Below are 16,990 nucleotides of genomic sequence, written 5' to 3'. Positions count from 1 at the left end.
TGATGCATCGTCGGAATAACATTCCTCGCAAGTCATTGAACTACCGCACACCACTTGAAGTATTCATGAAGCACGTCACCGATGAGCAACTAGCTTTTTTCTAACTTAATTTGACATTTCGGGGATGATAAGCAGCTTCATTTTGGAAACCATGATAAAACTTTTTCCGAACCGGCAGATCTTGATTACATTATGAACAAATACGATTCACAAAATGGAGCAGCAATTAGTGAAAGTGATGCGGGGAATATTGAAGATTATACACTTGCAGATCTTAAGGATGCCGTTTATTACGATATCACGGGGTGGATACTGGAAGATGGCAATTTAGATAATTACCCTGGTCATCGTTGGCAGATGCTGGGCATTGCTGATTGTGATGCCACCAATAGTCCTGACCCATATGTTGGGATTAACTTTTCCAAAATTGATGGAACGCATTTATCGATTTTTATCAATCCAAGGAACGAGGCTGCACAGCATGTCATCTTGTTTGAACAATAAAATCTGAATGCTTTAACAAATTGGTTAAGTAAAAGATTTCTGGTCCATTGGTACTACTTTGACCCAACGAATACCTGGATGGTCACCGGAACACATACCATTGACGGGAAGACTTACACCTTTAATAACGATGGTCAGATGCAATAAAAAGCGCTAAGATAAGAAATAAGGATGATTTGAGCGGTGGACCAGCACCAAATTGATAAATCATCGAAAATTAAAAGGGTCGTTAATGAATTTCAGCGACCTTTATTGATGGGAGGAAAAATGAAAAAATTAGTATCAATGTTGGCAATTCCGTTGGTGGCTTTGACCCTGACGGCCTGTGGCAATAGCCATAATCAGCAGGCGACCTCCAGCAGCAAAGCAACCACTACGAAAAGTTCATCGCAGTCAACAGCTTCGCGCCAAGGCTTGGACCCGGCGAACTTAACGCCGCAGCAAAATGCCGCTCTCGTGCTTTACTATACGGGTGAACACATGCCCGGGGCGAAGCAAAATGATTGTTCTGCTCATATGGCGGAGCAGGGGCAAGGCGCTGTTGTCAAGATTTACAATAAGGACGATGCCCCCAAAGGAACCGGGCCAATCTACAAGACCTACCCGGATGGTGCCCAGCTATTGTATTCAATCATACTCAACCATGGCGTTGAGGGAACGAAGAAGAACAAGATCGACGCCACTTATTACACGATCGCTGGCGATAAGGTCTACACTGCGGATAGTGATGGCGGGATCAATAAAGATGGTGTGACCGCAAGTGAGATGGTGGCTTATGCCCAAAAACATCACGGGGTTGATCGCGTCCTGAACGTTGCCAAGAACACTAAGGTGGAGGATTTGCGCAATCAGACGACTACGGCCGATAATGGTGGCAGTCAGCAGGGATTGACTACTCAGCAATTAGGAACGCTGGTGGCCCTTTATGCGCACCCCGATTGGTTTAAGGCGGGAGTCAGTGATGATGAGATGTGGTACGAGTCCAACACCAATGGTGATCATTACAACGGCCCGGATGGCTATAGCTACGTGACCGCTAACGGTGACCCCACCAGTTGGCTTTACTTCAAGCGGGATGGCGATAACGTCACCGTGAAGTACGTTGATCCTAAGGGTGACGAATCCGTCGCGGAAGCATCAATGACCACCAAGCATATTACGGTTTCTGGCTTAGTTCGTGACTACTACACGAACCAGTCACAAAAGGATGAGGTCAACGGCTATGCGAATAAGCTGAAGCCGGAAAGTGATTATGAACATAACAATTAGCCCTGTTGACTAGCCAGTGACGCTCAGCAGTGCTTAATACCTAAAATGACACCCGATCAACCTGCAGATTGATCGGGTGTCATTTGCTTAGTCTGGGTAGTTATCAATTCGTTCTTTGGCGGTAATTAAACGCATGACCTTGCTTGGTACACCGAGGACAAGTGAATTACCCGGGCCATCCCGGGTCGCCTTAGTAATCCGAATTGAATGGCCGATTTTAACCAATTTTAATTGCAAGCCCACCTAGAATCCGCTATCATTTAGGGTGTGTTAATAAATAACAATTTATAGAAAGAAGTTATTTGATATGGCTCATGTTTCATTAGACAAGCAAGGCTTAAAGCAATTTGTACACGCAAACGAACTCGGTGAGATGCAGGCAATGGTCAACGCCGCTGACGAAGAACTTCGCCAGGGCACCGGTGCTGGCGCGGACTTCCGCGACTGGCTCCATTTGCCGACCGAATATGACAAGGAAGAATTTGCCCGCATAAAGCAGGCCGCTAAGAAGATCCAAGCTGACTCCGACATCCTGGTCGTGATCGGGATCGGGGGCTCCTACCTGGGTGCCCAGATGGCCATCGACTTCCTGCACAACACCTTCTACCAGGCCCAGAGCGCTGAGGATCGCAAGTATCCACTGGTCATCTTTGCCGGGAACTCCCTGAGTTCGACCTACGTCCACGACCTGCTCCAGCTGATCGGCGACAAGGACTTCTCCGTCAACATCGTCTCCAAGTCCGGGACGACCACGGAACCATCCATTGCCTTCCGGATCTTCAAGGACAAGCTGATCGCCAAGTACGGTGAGGCAGAGGCCAACAAGCGGATTTATGCCACGACCGACAAGGCCAAGGGTGCCCTGAAGACCGAGGCCGACGCTCACGGCTACGAAAGCTTTGTCATTCCGGATGGGGTCGGCGGTCGTTACTCCGTCCTCTCCGCCGTGGGTCTCTTGCCAATCGCCGCTTCCGGTGCCGACATTGACCAGCTGATGGCCGGTGCCGCCCAGGCCGAAAAGGACTTCGTTGACCCTGACCTGACCAAGAACGAGGCCTACCAATACGCCGCCTACCGGAATATCCTGTACCGGAAGGGCTACGAGACCGAACTGCTGGAAAACTACGAGCCAAACATGCGGATGTTCGCCGAATGGTGGAAGCAACTGGCCGGCGAATCCGAAGGGAAGGATCAAAAGGGCATCTACCCATCCAGCGCCAACTTCACGACCGACCTGCACTCCCTGGGTCAGTACATCCAGGAGGGCCGGCGCTTCCTGATGGAGACTGTGGTCAAGCTTGACAAGCCAAACTACGACGTTGACATCCCGAGCGAAGACGACAACCTCGACGGCCTCAAGTACCTGGAAGGCAAGACGATGGACTTCGCCAACACCAAGGCTTATGAAGCCGTCGTTGCCGCCCACACGGCCGGTGGCGTTCCAGTCATGACCGTTCACATCCCAGAAGAGAACGAGTACACCCTGGGTTATTTGATTTACTTCTTTGAAGTTGCCATGGGTATCTCCGGCTACCTGAACGGAATCAATCCATTCAACCAACCGGGTGTCGAAGCTTACAAGGTCAACATGTTTGGCCTGCTGGGCAAGCCGGGCTACGAAGAAGTCGGTGACAAGCTGCGGGCAGAGATGGAAAAGAACAACTAAGATCAATCAAAAGCCGCTGATCGTGATGGTCAACGGCTTTTTTGATAGGGGACTGTAAAGATGAAGGAAAAACTGAAAAAGCATCGGGACGGGGTCCAGGAGCACCTGGCTGTCTGGCTGGTTCTTACCATTTGTCTCTGGATCGTCAAGGCCTTTGTGGGCTGGGCCTTTCTGCAATACGTGGTTTGGCTGTCGGCAGCCTACTCATTCTTCCTGGCACTCGTGTGGTTATACTTGGAATGGCGGATTTTGCGCCATTCTGCTTAAGATTGCATTTTGGAAAGCACTTCCAATTTTCACCAAAATCAATCTTAACTAAATATTATTATTTGATTATAAAATCATTAAAAATTGATTGAATTATCTCATTATCTTCGCTAAACTTACAAACATCAAATGAAAAAGGAGGCGTTGATAGATGGATAGTTCAGTCAATGCACAACGAAAAGCAAACGCAACTTATGAGAACTCGTCAAAGGTCAAAGAGGTGGCCTACCGAATTTTTGCGGCGGTGGCCAATGCCATTCTAGTGATCCTGGGTGGCGGACTCCTAGTCCAAACCATTGGTAACCTGTCAGGGCTGCACGTCCTAAGTCTTGTTGGAGCCGAGGCTCAAGTTCTATTAGCGCCAGCAATTGGGGTGGCGGTAGCCTCACAGATGAACACCAACACGCTCGTTACCTTCGCATCGATGATTTCAGCAACGGTGGGGGCCAACGCGGTTCACTTCACAACCGCGGCCGTTCATGGGGCCACGGCGACTGGTCAGGCATCGCTCACCGCGGTTGGCTCACCGGTCTTTACAACTGGTCAACCGGTTTCGGCCGTCCTGGCGGCGGTTGTAGCGGTTCTAGTTGGGAAGTACCTGACTGGGAAGACGCCACTAGACATGGTTCTGGTTCCATTTGGTTCACTCGCTGTCGGGATTGGCTTTGGCCTTGTCGTTGCATCCGTAGTTACTCCGGCACTACTTGCGGTTTCTGCATACATCGCACACACGATGCAGGTGTCACCGGTTCTGGGATCCATGGCGATCTCAGTGGTGTGGGCACTCTTCTTGATGACCCCCGCATCGTCTGCGGCACTGGCGGTCGCCCTGACGCTTGATCCGGTCTCGTCCGCGGCGGCGCTGATCGGCACCACTGCCCAGTTTGTTGCCTTTACCGCGATGTCCTTCCGTCAAAATAATTTGGGCGCCAACATCGCCCAGGGACTGGTAACGCCAAAGGTCCAGTTCCCAAACCTGTTGCTGAATCCATGGCTGCTTGTTCCGTCAGTTGTCGCTGCAGCGGTCTGTGCACCGATTGCGACCGTTCTCTTTAATTTCCGCTCAACCTATACACTAGGGGGCTTAGGATTGAACTCCTTAATTGCTCCAATTGCGTATCTCTCACGTGGCTGGGCCCAATTCGGCACCTACATGCTTTGGGGCGTGGCTGCACCGGCTATCATGTCCGTTGCCATCTACCTTTTCTTGAAAAAGAGTGGCTTCATCGGTGATCGGCAGCTTCATCTTGAATTAGTTTAGTTTACTAAAAAATACAGCAGGCATTATCAGCCTTGCTGTATTTTTGCTTTTTAGCGATTTTACAATATTTGATTGAAGCGGTCTAAACAGGTAGATGCGCTGACCCGCTAATCAACCTATAAGTTTAAGTTGATTGGTCTATCCACCATGATATAATGATATTAACTAGTTAAAATTGACAAAGAAGGAAAAATACATGGCAATTGACCACCGTAACATCACACGAATTAAAAATCGGAAACTGGTTCTTCAGCAGCTCTTCAACAATGATGAGATTTCGCGGGCCGAGATTTCGCGCCGCCTCAATCTCAACAAGTCGACCGTCTCCTCAATCTATTCGGATTTAAAAGACGAGGGCTACATTGAAGAGATCCGGCAGGGCGAATCGTCCAGTAACGGTGGCCGGAAACCCAGCATGGTCAAGCTCAATCGCAATTACGGCTTCGTTGCCAGCTTCAACGTCGGGACAACCTATTTGGCTTCCATGTTTAACTATACCAATGGTGAGATCATCCAGTATGACCGTCAGGAGATCGCTGAGTTTGACATTCTCAACATCATGCAGATGATTAAGCAAAAGATTAACGAGCTGCAGAAGGTCAACCAGACACGTCATGGCCTGCTGGCAATCTGCTTTTCCGTTCACGGGATCGTCTTCAACAATGAGGTGCGCGATTCACCTTTCCTGCACCTGAATGGCGTCGATTTACAGAAGTACTTCGAGCAGGAATTCGAAGTGCCGGTCGTCTTGGAGAACGAGGCGAACTTGACCGCCGTCTTTGAGCAGGATTACTGCACGGGTAGCGAGATCAATAACCTGATTGCGATCAGTGTTCACCGGGGGATCGGGATGGGGATCATCACCGCCGGGAGCCTTTATCGCGGCAATTTGGGGACCGCCGGTGAAATTGGTCGTGACTTGACCCGCTTACCAGATGGGAGCCAAGTTAAGGTCGAATCGCTTTGCTCAGAGGACGTTATCTTTAATCAGGTCATGGCGGCTAAAAAGCTGGAAAAGCTAAGCCATGATGAGCTGCGGGAGCTGTACATCAATGATGAGGAGGTCCGCCAGATTGTCGACACGGCGATTCGGCGGATTGCCGATGTAGCCTACAACGCTATCGTTACCCTCGGCCCCCAGGAGGTCTTCTTCAGCTCCTCGATCTTTGAGGAGTTACCAGGCGTCTTTGACAATCTCCAACAGGAATTGGTCAAGATGGGCACCTTTTCACCCGTTCGAATGGTGCGGGGTTCGCGGTATGCCTCTCTGCTCGGGGCCAGCTCAATGGCGATTCACCATGGCCTCGGTCTGCAGGGTTATTGGCTCCGCTTGAAAAAGCCGCAGGAGACAGAAAATATTGGTTAAGTAGTCAAGGCTGCAAGGAAATTATCCCGGCAGCCTTTTTACTTGGGGCGAATTTACAATTGAAGTGCAATACAAAAAACGGGCGGGAAAACTCAGTCGCAAAGTTGAGTTTTCTCGCCCGTTGGTTTTTTATTATGAGGGGGAAGGGTAAACTAGATCCCTAATCTAAGCATGGATCAGATTGCCATTAATTCTTGGCAGCCTTAGCAGCCTTCTTCTTGGCAGCTTGATCACGCAGCCATTGTTCGATCGCTTCCAGAGACTTGCCTTGGGTTTCGAAGACCTTGGCGTGAACGAACCAGATGGCGAGCAGGCAGCAGATCCCGTAACCGATGAACAGGGTCCCTTTACCGAAGAAGCTCAGCAGTGGTGGGAAAGTCAGGGAAACGATCATGTTGGCAGTCCAGTTGACACCAGCGGAGAAGGAGTTCCCTAAACCACGAATGTTCAGTGGGAACATTTCACCGATCATAGTCCACATGATTGGGCCCCAGGTACCAGAGAATGAAGCAATGTAAACAATCATTGAGATAACGGCAACATCGGCAGCAAACTTGGATTCACTAGAGTGCATCAGGCCCCAGCACATGATGAACAGGGTGATGGCCATCAGCCAACCACCGACAACCAGCATCTTCCGCCGGCTAACCCGGTTCATCAGCCAAATACCGATGACAGTCACGATAACGTTGAAAATCCCGATCCAAATGTGTGACAGCAGTGCGAAGTGAACACCGAAGCCGGCGTCAGTAAAGATGGTTGGTGCGTAGTAGAGCACGGTGTTACAACCCATGATCTGCTGGAAGATTGCCAGACCAACGGCGGCAACCAGGGCAGGACGAACCATGTCACCAAACAGTTCGCTCCAACCACCAGACTTGATAGCAGCCTGTTGACGAATCTTTTCAATATCGTTGTCAACAACTTCCTTATTGTTGGCGTTCATGGCCATTAAGACGTCATGAGCGGCCTGTTCGTTGTTGTTTCGAACCAGGTAACGTGGAGATTCTGGCAGGATAATTGCACCGAAGAACAGGATGGCAGCTGGGATGGCAGCTAAACCTAACATCCAACGCCAGCCGGAGTAGAGACCTTGCAGCCAGTAGTTGAAGAGATAGGCCGTCAGAAGACCGGTCATAACCATCAGCTGGAAGAGTCCGGACATCATCCCACGCTTAGCAACTGGTGCTAATTCGGCCAAGTAGGTTGGAATCAAGGCAGAAGCGGCCCCGACACCTAAACCTAAGATGATCCGGAAGATGATCAGTGTCCAGAATTCGGGAGCAAAACCAGAACCTAAAGCACCGACGAAGAAAATAATGGAAGTAACCATCAGTAATTTCCGCCGACCATAACGGTCTGAGAAAGGTCCAATGGTTACGGCACCAAGGATGGCACCTAAAAGAACTGCGGATACGACACAACCCTGTTGCCAGGAATTAAGGGATAATTGCTTTTGGATAAAAAGAATGGCACCAGAGATTGAACCAGTATCGTAACCGAATAGCAGTCCACCAAGGGCGGCAAAGAAGTAAATCCACCCGGAAGAAAGTTTATGCTTCATGATATTTAATCTCCTTAAAGTATAAGAATGAATGTAAGTCAATGGGTGAAGTTAGTTGCTTATATTTTGTTGTGTTGGTTTGCCTTGCCAACTAACACCATTATAATAGCACAAAGCCAACAGTTGTGAAAGCGTTTCCTGGAAATAATTTGATAAAGTTTGATCAGAAATTGACAAATTTCTTTTCGTTCGAAACGGTCGCAATATGACAAATACGAGTTATAAAAAGAGATATCGGATTAACCGTATTTGAACGATAATGGATTATGAAAACGATTCCGGAACGTGAAAGGAGGAGTGATCATGCAGGAGTTTATTTCTTTTCCAACGATTGAATCGGGTTTATATATGTTTGGGGGACATCGGCATACGGTCAATGGTGGTTGGTCCTTTTTTGAACAGAGCCACCAAGTGTTAGAACTGATGGTGGTAATGGCTGGACATCAGCTGACTGAAATCCGTGAGCAAAGTTCCATTGATTTAGGGCCCGGGGATGCAATTATTATTGCCCCGGGAACGCTGCACACTAACCGCAATGCCAGTAAGCATCAGTCGATGACTTATATGTGTCTGCATTTTGATTTTGAAGATGCACAGTTGCGATCGCGGGTGATCGGTACGATGACTAATCACTTGATTCCGGCCGGCTCGCAGCTTGCCGACCTTTCGCAGAAAATGCTTGATGGAATTGTGGAGCAGAGTCGTGATCGCGCTCACCGCAACGACTTTAGCACCCACGTCGAGATCGAGATTCTGTTATTAAAGTACCTAAAAGCACTTGATCAATTAACGCTGACAACGGTTGATAAGCATAAGCTGCCATTTACCGATAAGGAGGCGAAAGTAGCGCGCGACATTTCGCTCGCGATTGAGGATCGAGTCAACAATGATGATGAAGATCCGTCATTTACATTCGGTGCAATCTGCGATGCGTTACATATCTCCAGTGGCTATGGTCACCGTGTTTTTAAGAAAGTTTATGGGGTCACCCCACTGCATTTTATTGACCGGGAAAAATACAAAAAGGCGCAACGGCTCTTAGAGTATTCTGGCAATTCGATTGAAGAGGTTGCCTACATGGTTGGTGCGGCCAATATTTCAATCTTCAGCAAGCAATTTAAGAAATGGTCAGGTGTTTCGCCGAGCGAATACCAAAAACAGGCGAAACACGAGCGGCGAGTCTATTCGAAAAATCGGACCGGCTACTTTGAATAACTTTAATTCGAAAAGCGCTTTCAGAAGAGATCAGGAATTGATAAATAACTGTCAGTTTCTGATCTCATTTTTGTTCCAGAAAGCGCATACAATATGAATCGTGCTGATGATTGTCAGTTCAAACAACTAACTTATTCAAAGATAACTGATACCGAAAGGATGATAAGGATGGAGACACCTGCTAATCAGCAAGTCGATGAATTTGCTAAATTATCATGGCGTGAACGGATCTGCTATGGTGCCGGAGATTTAGCGCAAAACTTGATTTTTGGAACAATTGGTTCGATGCTGCTCTTCTATTTAACAACAGTTTTTGGAATTTCAGCAGCTGCCGGAGCCACGATCTTTCTAATTGTGCGTTGGGTAAATGTCTTTTGGGACCCCTGGGTGGGAACGGTTGTTGATAAGAGCCACTTTAAGCATGGTGGTAAATACCGGCCGTTTTTGATCTACTTTGGGATTCCACTCACGATCTGCTGTGCACTCCTTTTCTTGCCAATTCCGGCAGTAAGGGGCAATGTCGTTTACGCATTCGTTGCCTATCTAGCAACGGCCTTAATTTACTCCTTTGTTAATATTCCATATGGTTCGCTAAATGCTTCCTTAACGCGGGACAATGAAGAAGTTTCGACCTTAACGACGGTTCGGATGACGGAAGCCAACATTGGGAACTTGTTAGTCTACACTTTTCTGCCATTATTTGTTCAACTAGCTTCCCCGGACAAGCACTTAAAAAACATTGGCCTTTTTGGAATCAAGCTGAACCTTGGTAACTATGCTTCACCCCACGCGGCCGGTGCATACTTCCGGGTAATGATCATCTATATGATTATTGGTTTCATTATGCTGCTGTGCACTTACTTTGGGATTAAGGAGCGCGTTTTACCGACCGAAGAAGAAACGGCCTCGGTTAAGTTCTCCGATTTGTGGAATGAATTGATTGATAATAAGCCGTTACAAATTTTGGGCTGGTTCTTCCTAATTGGTTTTACCTTTATGTTCTTTGGCAACACGGTTTGGCCATTCTTTGTTCAGTACAACATCGGGCACTCCGAGTGGGTCGCCTCAATTAACTTAGTTGGTTCAATTCCAGGCATCTTCCTGGTCTTTCTGTGGCCGATTGTGCGCAAAAAGATTGGTAAAAAGGGCTTTTTCTACCTTTTCTTAACGCTGTTCATCATTGGCCAGCTCATTCTCTGGATTTGGTCATTCCCAGCCTTTAAGAATAACATTGCGTTGGGCTACATCGGCCGTTTCATTATGCAGTGGGGGATCACCGCTGCGACCGGTTACATGTGGTCGCTGGTTCCTGAAGTCATTTCCTATGGAGAATGGCATTCAAAGAAACGGGTTGCCGGAATTATTAATTCGATCATGGGGCTGTTTTTCAAGATTGGTTTGGCCCTCGGTGGGATTATTCCTGGTTACATTAACGCCTTTTGCCATTTTGATGGGACGAAGGCCACCCAACCAGCTTCAGCTCTGACTGGGATTTCCATCTCCATGATTTGGGTACCGATCGTCTTAGCGTTGGTTGCAATGTGGATCATGAGCAAGTACCCGTTAAGTGATTCAGAGGTTGACAAGATTAACCATGAAATTGAAGCAAAGCGGAACAAGGCCACCACTAAGTAATTAGAAAGAGGTTTTTTAAATGCAAATTTATGTTGATCTGAATGCTGCCGTCGATGGGGATGGAACCAAAGAGTATCCATTTAAGACGATCCAAGCTGCTGCCAATATTGCGCTGCCGGGTGACACGGTTCAGGTTGCACCAGGGATTTATCGCGAAAATGTCAATCCCAAGCATCCCGGGACGGCTGAGGCCCGAATTACTTACAAATCAGTCCAACCACTGGGCGCCGTAATCACTGGGGCCGAGCGGCTTAAAACATGGCGGCCAGTTGAAGGAAACGTTTGGAAAGCGGTCGTCCCGAATTCCATCTTTGGCGACTACAATCCATATACGACCCGGGTATTCGGGGACTGGTTTGATGCCCGAATTGTTGCCCATACCGGTGAAGTTTATTTAAATGATGTTGCCTTGTACGAGGTTACGACCTTAAAAGAGGTTGAACACCCAGTCAAGAACATGAAGTCTTGGTACCCGGAGAGAACACTCTATACCTGGTTTGCCGAGCAGGATGAGCAAGCAGATGCGACGATCATCTATGCTAATTTCCAAGGAAAAGACCCTAATCAGGAAAATGTTGAGATTAACGTCCGTGAAAATTGCTTCTATCCGCAAAAAGAGGGGATTGGCTACATTACTCTGACTGGCTTTGGCGTAACCAAGGCCGCCACCCAGTGGGCCCCGCCGACCGCTTACCAGGAAGGGATGATTGGTCCTCACTGGTCCAAGGGGTGGATCATTGAGCACTGTGACGTTTCGCATTCAAAATGTTCTGGGATTTCGCTTGGTAAATACTTCCAGCCGAATAACGACAATAAATGGTCAAAGTGGAAATATAAGGACGGAACCCAAACGGAACGGGATACGATTTGCCAAGCCTCGTATGAAGGCTGGGACAAAGAGCACGTCGGTTCCCACATTATTCGCCACAATCACATTCACGATTGCGGACAAACCGGGATTGTTGGCCACCTCGGGGGCGTCTTCTCGCTAATTGAAGACAACGATATTCACGACATCAATGTTCGGCAGAATTTAGCCGGGGCCGAAATTGGTGGAATCAAGATGCACGCGGCGATTGACGTGATCTATCGTCACAATCACATTCACCACTGTACACGGGGACTGTGGCTGGACTGGCAGGCCCAGGGAACCCGGGTCACCCAAAACGTGTTTGACCACAACAGCCTGCCAAACGACTTCCAGGTTGATACTGACAACCTCGATGACGTTCTTTCCGGACTTGGGGAGGATCTGTGGATTGAAGTTTCCCACGGCCCGACGCTGATTGACAACAACCTCCTGCTTTCCGCGCGGTCAGTTCGCTTTGCTGCCCAGGAAATTGCCTTTGTTCATAATGTGATTGCCGGTAGTTTCACCGCCACCGGGCGTGGGACCGACAACAACTCCGTCAATTTGCCGTCGAATCGGTTTACGCCATATCATGAAATCCATGGCACCAAGGTGATGGGCTTCATGACGATTCAACACGGTGACAACAAGTTCTACAATAACGTTTTTGTTCAACAAAAACTGCGGCCAGCAATGCAAAAATTGGCTGACATGAAGAAGGACGAACCCGATGACTGGGACGACTACAACTTTATAGTGGGGACCAAGCCTTTTGATGGCTACCCAACCTTTGCAGAATGGAAGAAGTAGTTTGACGGCTACTGCGGGATTTACGCGCCAAACAGCGATCACTACTACAACCATCTGCCAATCTGGACTCAAGGGAACTATTACTTCAACGGGGCCCAACCGTGTGACACGGAAAAAGACGCCGTTGTTTCTGATCAGCAAGTTGAGCTGAAACTGGAAAAGCGCCCGGACGGCCTTTACTTAAAGACCAATTTGGCGGCTGTTTTGCCGCAAAAGACTGATGGTGTGATTTCAACGCAGACCATCGCGATGGCCTTTGAACCGGAAGAAAAGTATGAGAACCCGGATGGAACGCCGATTATCTTTAACACGGACTTCTTTGGCAACCACCGTGCCGGCGTCAAGGTGACAGCCGGACCATTCGCTAATTCTGCTGAGCTGACAGACAAGCTTTTCTAAGGCGGGACTGGCTATCCACCGCGTCGCACAAAATAAAAATTTGTTTTTTTCTGCACAAATTCCCGAGAAAGGGTTTACAAATCAGAAAAATGGTGTATATTAAGAATCGTAAGTTAGTTGTTTATACAAACTAAATCTTTTCAGGAGGCTACTAACTATGGCTGATTTATGGCAAGGCATTAATGACATTAAGTACGAAGGACCTCACAAGGGTCTCAAGTCGGGCTTGTTCTATCAATACTACAACCCGGATGAAGTAATCTTGGGCAAGAAGATGAAGGATTGGCTACGGTTCGCCGTTGCTTACTGGCACACATTTGATCAACGGCTGGTTGACCCATTCGGTGACGGAACTGCAATGCGTCCATACGACAAGTACACTGATCCAATGGACCAAGCTTTGGCCAAGGTTGACTACGCATTTGAATTCTACAAGAAGTTAGGCGTTAACTTCCTGTGCTTCCACGATCGTGACCTGGCTCCACAAGGCGACACGCTTCGTGAAACCAACAAGAACCTGGACAAGGTTGTTGACAAGATTGTTGAATATCAAAAGGACAGCGGCATGAAGGTTCTTTGGAACACTTCAAACCTCTTCACTGACCCACGGTTCCTTGAAGGTGCGGGCACGGCTCCTTCTGCTAAGATTTACGCTTACGCATGTGCTCAATTAAAGCACAGCCTGGAAATTGGTAAGCGGGTTGGCTCTGAGAACTATGTCTTCTGGGGTGGTCGTGAAGGTTACGAATCACTTTGGAACACCGAAATGAAGCGTGAACAATCACACATCGCTAAGTTCTTCCACATGGCTAAGGACTACGCTAACGAGATTGGCTTCGATGCACAGATGCTGCTCGAACCAAAGCCGAAGGAACCAACTACTCACCAATACGACTTTGACGCCGCAACGACGATCAACTTCATGCGTGAATACGGTCTGGACAAGGACTTCAAGCTGAACCTTGAAGGTAACCACGCTAACCTGGCTGGTCACACTTACCAGCACGAAATTCGGGTTGCCCGTGAAGCTGGCCTGCTTGGTTCTCTGGATGCCAACCAGGGTGACAAGCTGATCGGTTGGGATATTGATGAATTCCCATCCAACCTGTACGAAACTACTGCTGCTATGTGGGAAGTTGTTGAGAACGGCAGCATCGGTCCTCGTGGTGGTCTGAACTTTGATGCTAAGCCACGTCGGACTTCCTTCAAGCCAGAAGACCTCTTCTACAGCCACATTGTTGGTATGGACAGCTTTGCCGCAGGTCTGCGGGTTGCTGCCGCAATGAAGGAAGACGGCTTCTTAGACGACATCCTGAAGAAGCGTTACGCTAGCTGGGACGAAGGCCTTGGCAAGCGGATTGAAGAAGGCAAGGAAGACTTCAAGAGCATTGAACCAACTGTTCTGGACGCTACTGAAGAAGAACTCCGTGCATCTACTCAATCTGACCACCTTGAAGAAATCAAGGACACCATTAACCACTACATGATTGAAACGCTGGCTAAGTAAGGCTAAAAACATCACTTTCTGACAATTCGACTACGACAACTCTAACTAATACGATTAACCTATCAATCCAATAAAACAGTGATGGTATCGAGCGTTTAATCAGCAAAAGGGCTGAGGCAATCAACTTTGCCCCAGCCTTTTTGTCAATATAAGAAGGGAATGAAAATTATGGCAGAATACGTAATTGGGGTCGACCTGGGAACGAGTGCGGTGAAGGTTTCAGCGATGGACCGTGATGGCCAGATTGCCGCCCAAGAAAGCTATGGCTACCCGCTGCACCAACCACATCCGGGTTATAGCGAACAGGATCCAAAGGACTGGCTGTATGGAACCACCATCGCCATTGACCGGCTGATTCTGCGGGACGGAATTGACGCTGACGAGATCAAGGGAATCTCCTTCTCCGGGCAAATGCACGGCCTGGTTTTGCTGGATGAAAAGGGCCAGGTTCTCCGGCCGGCAATGCTGTGGAATGATACCCGGACCACTAAGCAGTGCGAGGAAATCATGGACAAGCTCGGCGACAAGTTCATTGATATTACCGGCAACCGGGCATTGGAAGGTTTCACCCTGCCAAAATTATTGTGGGTCAAGGAAAATGAACCAGAGATCTGGGCTAAGGCCAAGAGTTTCCTGCTGCCAAAGGACTATGTGCGTTTCGTAATGACTGGTAAGCAGGCCCTGGATTACTCCGATGCTACCGGGACGGTCCTCTTTGACATTAAGAAGGGGGAGTGGAGCAAGGAAATCTGTGACGCCTTTGATATCCCAATGTCAATGTGCCCACCACTGATCCGCTCAATCGATCTCGCCGGAACGGTTACGGACTACTACTCAATGTTCTCTGGACTGAAGACCAGCACGAAAGTCTTTGGCGGGGGCGGTGACAATGCCTGTGGTGCCGTTGGTGCCGGGATCATCAAGCCTAACATGGTGATGTCCAGCATTGGGACTTCCGGCGTGGTGCTGAAGTATGAACCGGATGCCAACGTCAATTACCACGGTGCTCTCCAGTACGAATGCCACGCCATTCCGGATTCCTACTATTCAATGGGGGTTACCCTGGCGGCCGGTCACTCGCTGAACTGGTTCAAGCACACTTTTGCTCCCGATGAGGACTTCACCGAGATGGTTACCAAGGCTGGTCAACGACCGATTGGCGCTAACGGCTTGCTCTTTACGCCTTACGTGGTCGGCGAACGGACACCGTATGCTGATGCTGATATTCGGGGGAGTTTCCTCGGCGTCGACAGCATGCAAAACAAGTATGACTTTGTCCGGGCCGTGATTGAAGGGATCACCTTCAGCTTCCGGGACATCCTCAACATTTATGACCAACATGGCCAGGACTTCGATACGGTCGTGGCGATCGGTGGGGGTGCCAAGAGTGACTTCTGGCTCCAGCTTCAAGCTAATATCTTTAACACCAAGGTCGTTTCCCTGACCAACGAACAGGGACCAGGCCTCGGGGCATCAATGCTGGCAGCTGTTGGACTAGGCTGGTACGACTCCCTGGAGGACTGTGCCAAGAAGTTCGTTCACTTCGGTAAGACCTACGAACCAGAGCCGGCTGCTGTGGCTAAGTACAATGACCTCTACAAGATTTACCATCAGGTTTACGACCAAACCAAGGGCATTAGTCACCAACTGATGAAGCTGCGGAACGAATGGGACTAATCTGAGCGGCCAAATCAATTCGAAGATTCTATAACAAAAGGAAGATTACCGTTTGATTGCGGGAATCTTCCTTTTTCTATTTACTACTTTCCTGCACCAGGCCATTGAAGAAGTGCTTGATCGAGACTTGTCCGCCGCTGGTCCGTTGACCCTGGAGGTAGGCAATTTCGTTATGAACGTTCTTGTATTCGTAGAGGTTGTTAGCATACTCCAGGATGATGTCATTTTCCGGGTAATCGATGCACATGTGGGCAAGGTTGCTGAGCCCGGACCGGATGTCACGCCGCACACGCTGAAAGATGATCTTCTTGCCATGGGCATCGCAGCCAAAGGCCTCCGCAAAGTTGATCTCCTCAAAGTCCAGTTCCCGTTCGATCATCATGCTGATGATGCTGTTGATTTCCTGGCCGCCGTTGCCAGAGGTAATGCCGAGGAAACGCAAGATTGAGCGAGCATTCTCCTTTTTCTTTTCCTTATAACTGATGGCGACGGTATTGCTGTTGGTGGCTGCCCCGCTGACCAGATCGAGAATCTGGAGGAGGCGTTTTGACATGTCGATGTTTTGTCCAGACAATTTAATGACTGTTTTTACCTCAGCGATGTTGAGTGGTTTTTCCAGGAAAAAATCAATCCCGTTTTTATAAGCCTTAGTGCGGGTCTCAGGATCGATTGCCGTCGCCATCATGATGAAGTGGGGATAGTGCCGGCTATCCTGGATTCGGCGGACCAGGTCGATGCCGTTCATCTTTGGCATGGCGTAGTCGACGAACATGATATCGATGCTGAGCCGCATGGCATCGTCGAAAGCCTGCTGAGGATCGGTGGTTGTCCCGACAATTGAATTATTGAAGTCATTTTCGATGATGTTGCGCAAAAGTTCGGTCGCGTTATCATCGCCGTTATTGTTAACAATGTAGAAATTCATCTTGGTTCTCCTTAATTTCTCGAAGGATTATGAAGCTTTATGAAGCTCAAACTTATTTTACCTCTTCGTGTAATA

13 protein-coding genes and 2 pseudogenes are annotated in these 16,990 nt (G+C 48.6%); 12 read left to right on the top strand and 3 right to left on the bottom strand.

From position 1 onward, the window contains the following. The 3 genes and pseudogenes from OCT58_RS01265 to OCT58_RS01255 form a co-directional block, all read left to right on the top strand. A pseudogene (locus tag OCT58_RS01265) lies at nt 1-104 on the top strand (IS30 family transposase); the annotation flags it as partial. A gap of 88 nt (nt 105-192) precedes the next feature. Next, on the top strand, nt 193-504 hold the full coding sequence (locus OCT58_RS01260) for a hypothetical protein (RefSeq protein WP_267201015.1): 312 nt from the start codon (nt 193-195) through the stop codon (nt 502-504). Between the two features lie 267 nt (nt 505-771). Beyond that, nucleotides 772-1,773 (top strand): Lreu_0056 family protein, encoded by a 1,002-nt coding sequence (locus OCT58_RS01255; RefSeq protein WP_267201014.1) that lies wholly within the window; start codon nt 772-774, stop codon nt 1,771-1,773. A gap of 87 nt (nt 1,774-1,860) precedes the next feature. Here the strand turns inward: OCT58_RS01255 and OCT58_RS01250 are convergent, their stop codons facing one another. After that, nucleotides 1,861-2,010 carry a hypothetical protein gene (locus tag OCT58_RS01250; RefSeq protein ID WP_438361100.1) on the bottom strand — a complete coding sequence of 50 codons (150 nt, stop codon included), beginning with the start codon at nt 2,008-2,010 and terminating at the stop codon, nt 1,861-1,863. 70 nt (nt 2,011-2,080) lie between these two features. On the opposite strand from OCT58_RS01250, the gene OCT58_RS01245 reads away from it, so the two are divergent. The 4 genes from OCT58_RS01245 to OCT58_RS01230 all read left to right on the top strand — a co-directional run bounded on the left by OCT58_RS01245 (nt 2,081) and on the right by OCT58_RS01230 (nt 6,333). Continuing rightward, nucleotides 2,081-3,439, top strand: coding sequence for a glucose-6-phosphate isomerase (locus tag OCT58_RS01245; RefSeq protein WP_267201013.1), 1,359 nt, complete (start codon nt 2,081-2,083; stop codon nt 3,437-3,439). A 60-nt stretch (nt 3,440-3,499) separates the two neighbouring features. After that, complete coding sequence (locus tag OCT58_RS01240; RefSeq protein ID WP_267201012.1) at nt 3,500-3,706, top strand: hypothetical protein; 207 nt, start codon at nt 3,500-3,502, stop codon at nt 3,704-3,706. Nucleotides 3,707-3,857: 151 nt separating this feature from the next. Then, nucleotides 3,858-4,967, top strand: coding sequence for a PTS sugar transporter subunit IIC (locus tag OCT58_RS01235; protein ID WP_267201011.1), 1,110 nt, complete (start codon nt 3,858-3,860; stop codon nt 4,965-4,967). Nucleotides 4,968-5,163: 196 nt separating this feature from the next. Further along, nucleotides 5,164-6,333: an ROK family transcriptional regulator gene (locus OCT58_RS01230; protein ID WP_267201010.1), complete on the top strand. Its 1,170-nt coding sequence runs from the start codon at nt 5,164-5,166 to the stop codon at nt 6,331-6,333. Between the two features lie 187 nt (nt 6,334-6,520). On the opposite strand, the gene OCT58_RS01225 is transcribed toward OCT58_RS01230, so the two are convergent. Continuing rightward, nucleotides 6,521-7,897, bottom strand: a complete 1,377-nt coding sequence (locus OCT58_RS01225; RefSeq protein WP_267201009.1) for a sugar porter family MFS transporter — start codon at nt 7,895-7,897, stop codon at nt 6,521-6,523. Nucleotides 7,898-8,200: 303 nt separating this feature from the next. On the opposite strand from OCT58_RS01225, the gene OCT58_RS01220 reads away from it, so the two are divergent. The 5 genes and pseudogenes from OCT58_RS01220 to xylB all read left to right on the top strand — a co-directional run bounded on the left by OCT58_RS01220 (nt 8,201) and on the right by xylB (nt 15,990). Further along, nucleotides 8,201-9,112 carry an AraC family transcriptional regulator gene (locus OCT58_RS01220; RefSeq protein ID WP_267201008.1) on the top strand — a complete coding sequence of 304 codons (912 nt, stop codon included), beginning with the start codon at nt 8,201-8,203 and terminating at the stop codon, nt 9,110-9,112. A gap of 168 nt (nt 9,113-9,280) precedes the next feature. Next, nucleotides 9,281-10,747, top strand: coding sequence for an MFS transporter (locus OCT58_RS01215; protein WP_267201007.1), 1,467 nt, complete (start codon nt 9,281-9,283; stop codon nt 10,745-10,747). 19 nt (nt 10,748-10,766) lie between these two features. Then, nucleotides 10,767-12,806: pseudogene (locus OCT58_RS01210) on the top strand (right-handed parallel beta-helix repeat-containing protein). Nucleotides 12,807-12,963: 157 nt separating this feature from the next. Further along, the gene (gene xylA / locus OCT58_RS01200) at nt 12,964-14,313 is read left to right on the top strand and encodes a xylose isomerase (RefSeq protein ID WP_267201003.1); all 1,350 of its coding nucleotides are present in this window, start codon (nt 12,964-12,966) and stop codon (nt 14,311-14,313) included. 168 nt (nt 14,314-14,481) lie between these two features. After that, nucleotides 14,482-15,990 carry a xylulokinase gene (gene xylB / locus OCT58_RS01195; protein ID WP_267201002.1) on the top strand — a complete coding sequence of 503 codons (1,509 nt, stop codon included), beginning with the start codon at nt 14,482-14,484 and terminating at the stop codon, nt 15,988-15,990. A gap of 76 nt (nt 15,991-16,066) precedes the next feature. Here xylB and OCT58_RS01190 read toward each other — a convergent pair whose 3' ends face one another. Further along, complete coding sequence (locus tag OCT58_RS01190; protein ID WP_267201001.1) at nt 16,067-16,915, bottom strand: DNA-binding domain-containing protein; 849 nt, start codon at nt 16,913-16,915, stop codon at nt 16,067-16,069. Between the last annotated feature and the right edge of the window lie 75 nt (nt 16,916-16,990).

Origin of the sequence: Limosilactobacillus kribbianus, assembly GCF_026413145.1 — a bacterium.
Taxonomy (GTDB): domain Bacteria; phylum Bacillota; class Bacilli; order Lactobacillales; family Lactobacillaceae; genus Limosilactobacillus; species Limosilactobacillus kribbianus.
This window is presented reverse-complemented; position numbering and strand designations above follow the sequence as displayed.

Excerpts from the sequence above, each read along its gene's own strand:
- OCT58_RS01260 (WP_267201015.1), top strand. The coding sequence starts at position 193 with ATGAACAAATACGATTCACAAAATGGAGCAGCAATTAGTGAAAGTGAT.
- OCT58_RS01255 (WP_267201014.1), top strand. The coding sequence starts at position 772 with ATGAAAAAATTAGTATCAATGTTGGCAATTCCGTTGGTGGCTTTGACC.
- OCT58_RS01245 (WP_267201013.1), top strand. The coding sequence starts at position 2,081 with ATGGCTCATGTTTCATTAGACAAGCAAGGCTTAAAGCAATTTGTACAC.
- OCT58_RS01240 (WP_267201012.1), top strand. The coding sequence starts at position 3,500 with ATGAAGGAAAAACTGAAAAAGCATCGGGACGGGGTCCAGGAGCACCTG.
- OCT58_RS01235 (WP_267201011.1), top strand. The coding sequence starts at position 3,858 with ATGGATAGTTCAGTCAATGCACAACGAAAAGCAAACGCAACTTATGAG.
- OCT58_RS01230 (WP_267201010.1), top strand. The coding sequence starts at position 5,164 with ATGGCAATTGACCACCGTAACATCACACGAATTAAAAATCGGAAACTG.
- OCT58_RS01225 (WP_267201009.1), bottom strand. The coding sequence starts at position 7,897 with ATGAAGCATAAACTTTCTTCCGGGTGGATTTACTTCTTTGCCGCCCTT.
- OCT58_RS01220 (WP_267201008.1), top strand. The coding sequence starts at position 8,201 with ATGCAGGAGTTTATTTCTTTTCCAACGATTGAATCGGGTTTATATATG.
- OCT58_RS01215 (WP_267201007.1), top strand. The coding sequence starts at position 9,281 with ATGGAGACACCTGCTAATCAGCAAGTCGATGAATTTGCTAAATTATCA.
- xylA (WP_267201003.1), top strand. The coding sequence starts at position 12,964 with ATGGCTGATTTATGGCAAGGCATTAATGACATTAAGTACGAAGGACCT.
- xylB (WP_267201002.1), top strand. The coding sequence starts at position 14,482 with ATGGCAGAATACGTAATTGGGGTCGACCTGGGAACGAGTGCGGTGAAG.
- OCT58_RS01190 (WP_267201001.1), bottom strand. The coding sequence starts at position 16,915 with ATGAATTTCTACATTGTTAACAATAACGGCGATGATAACGCGACCGAA.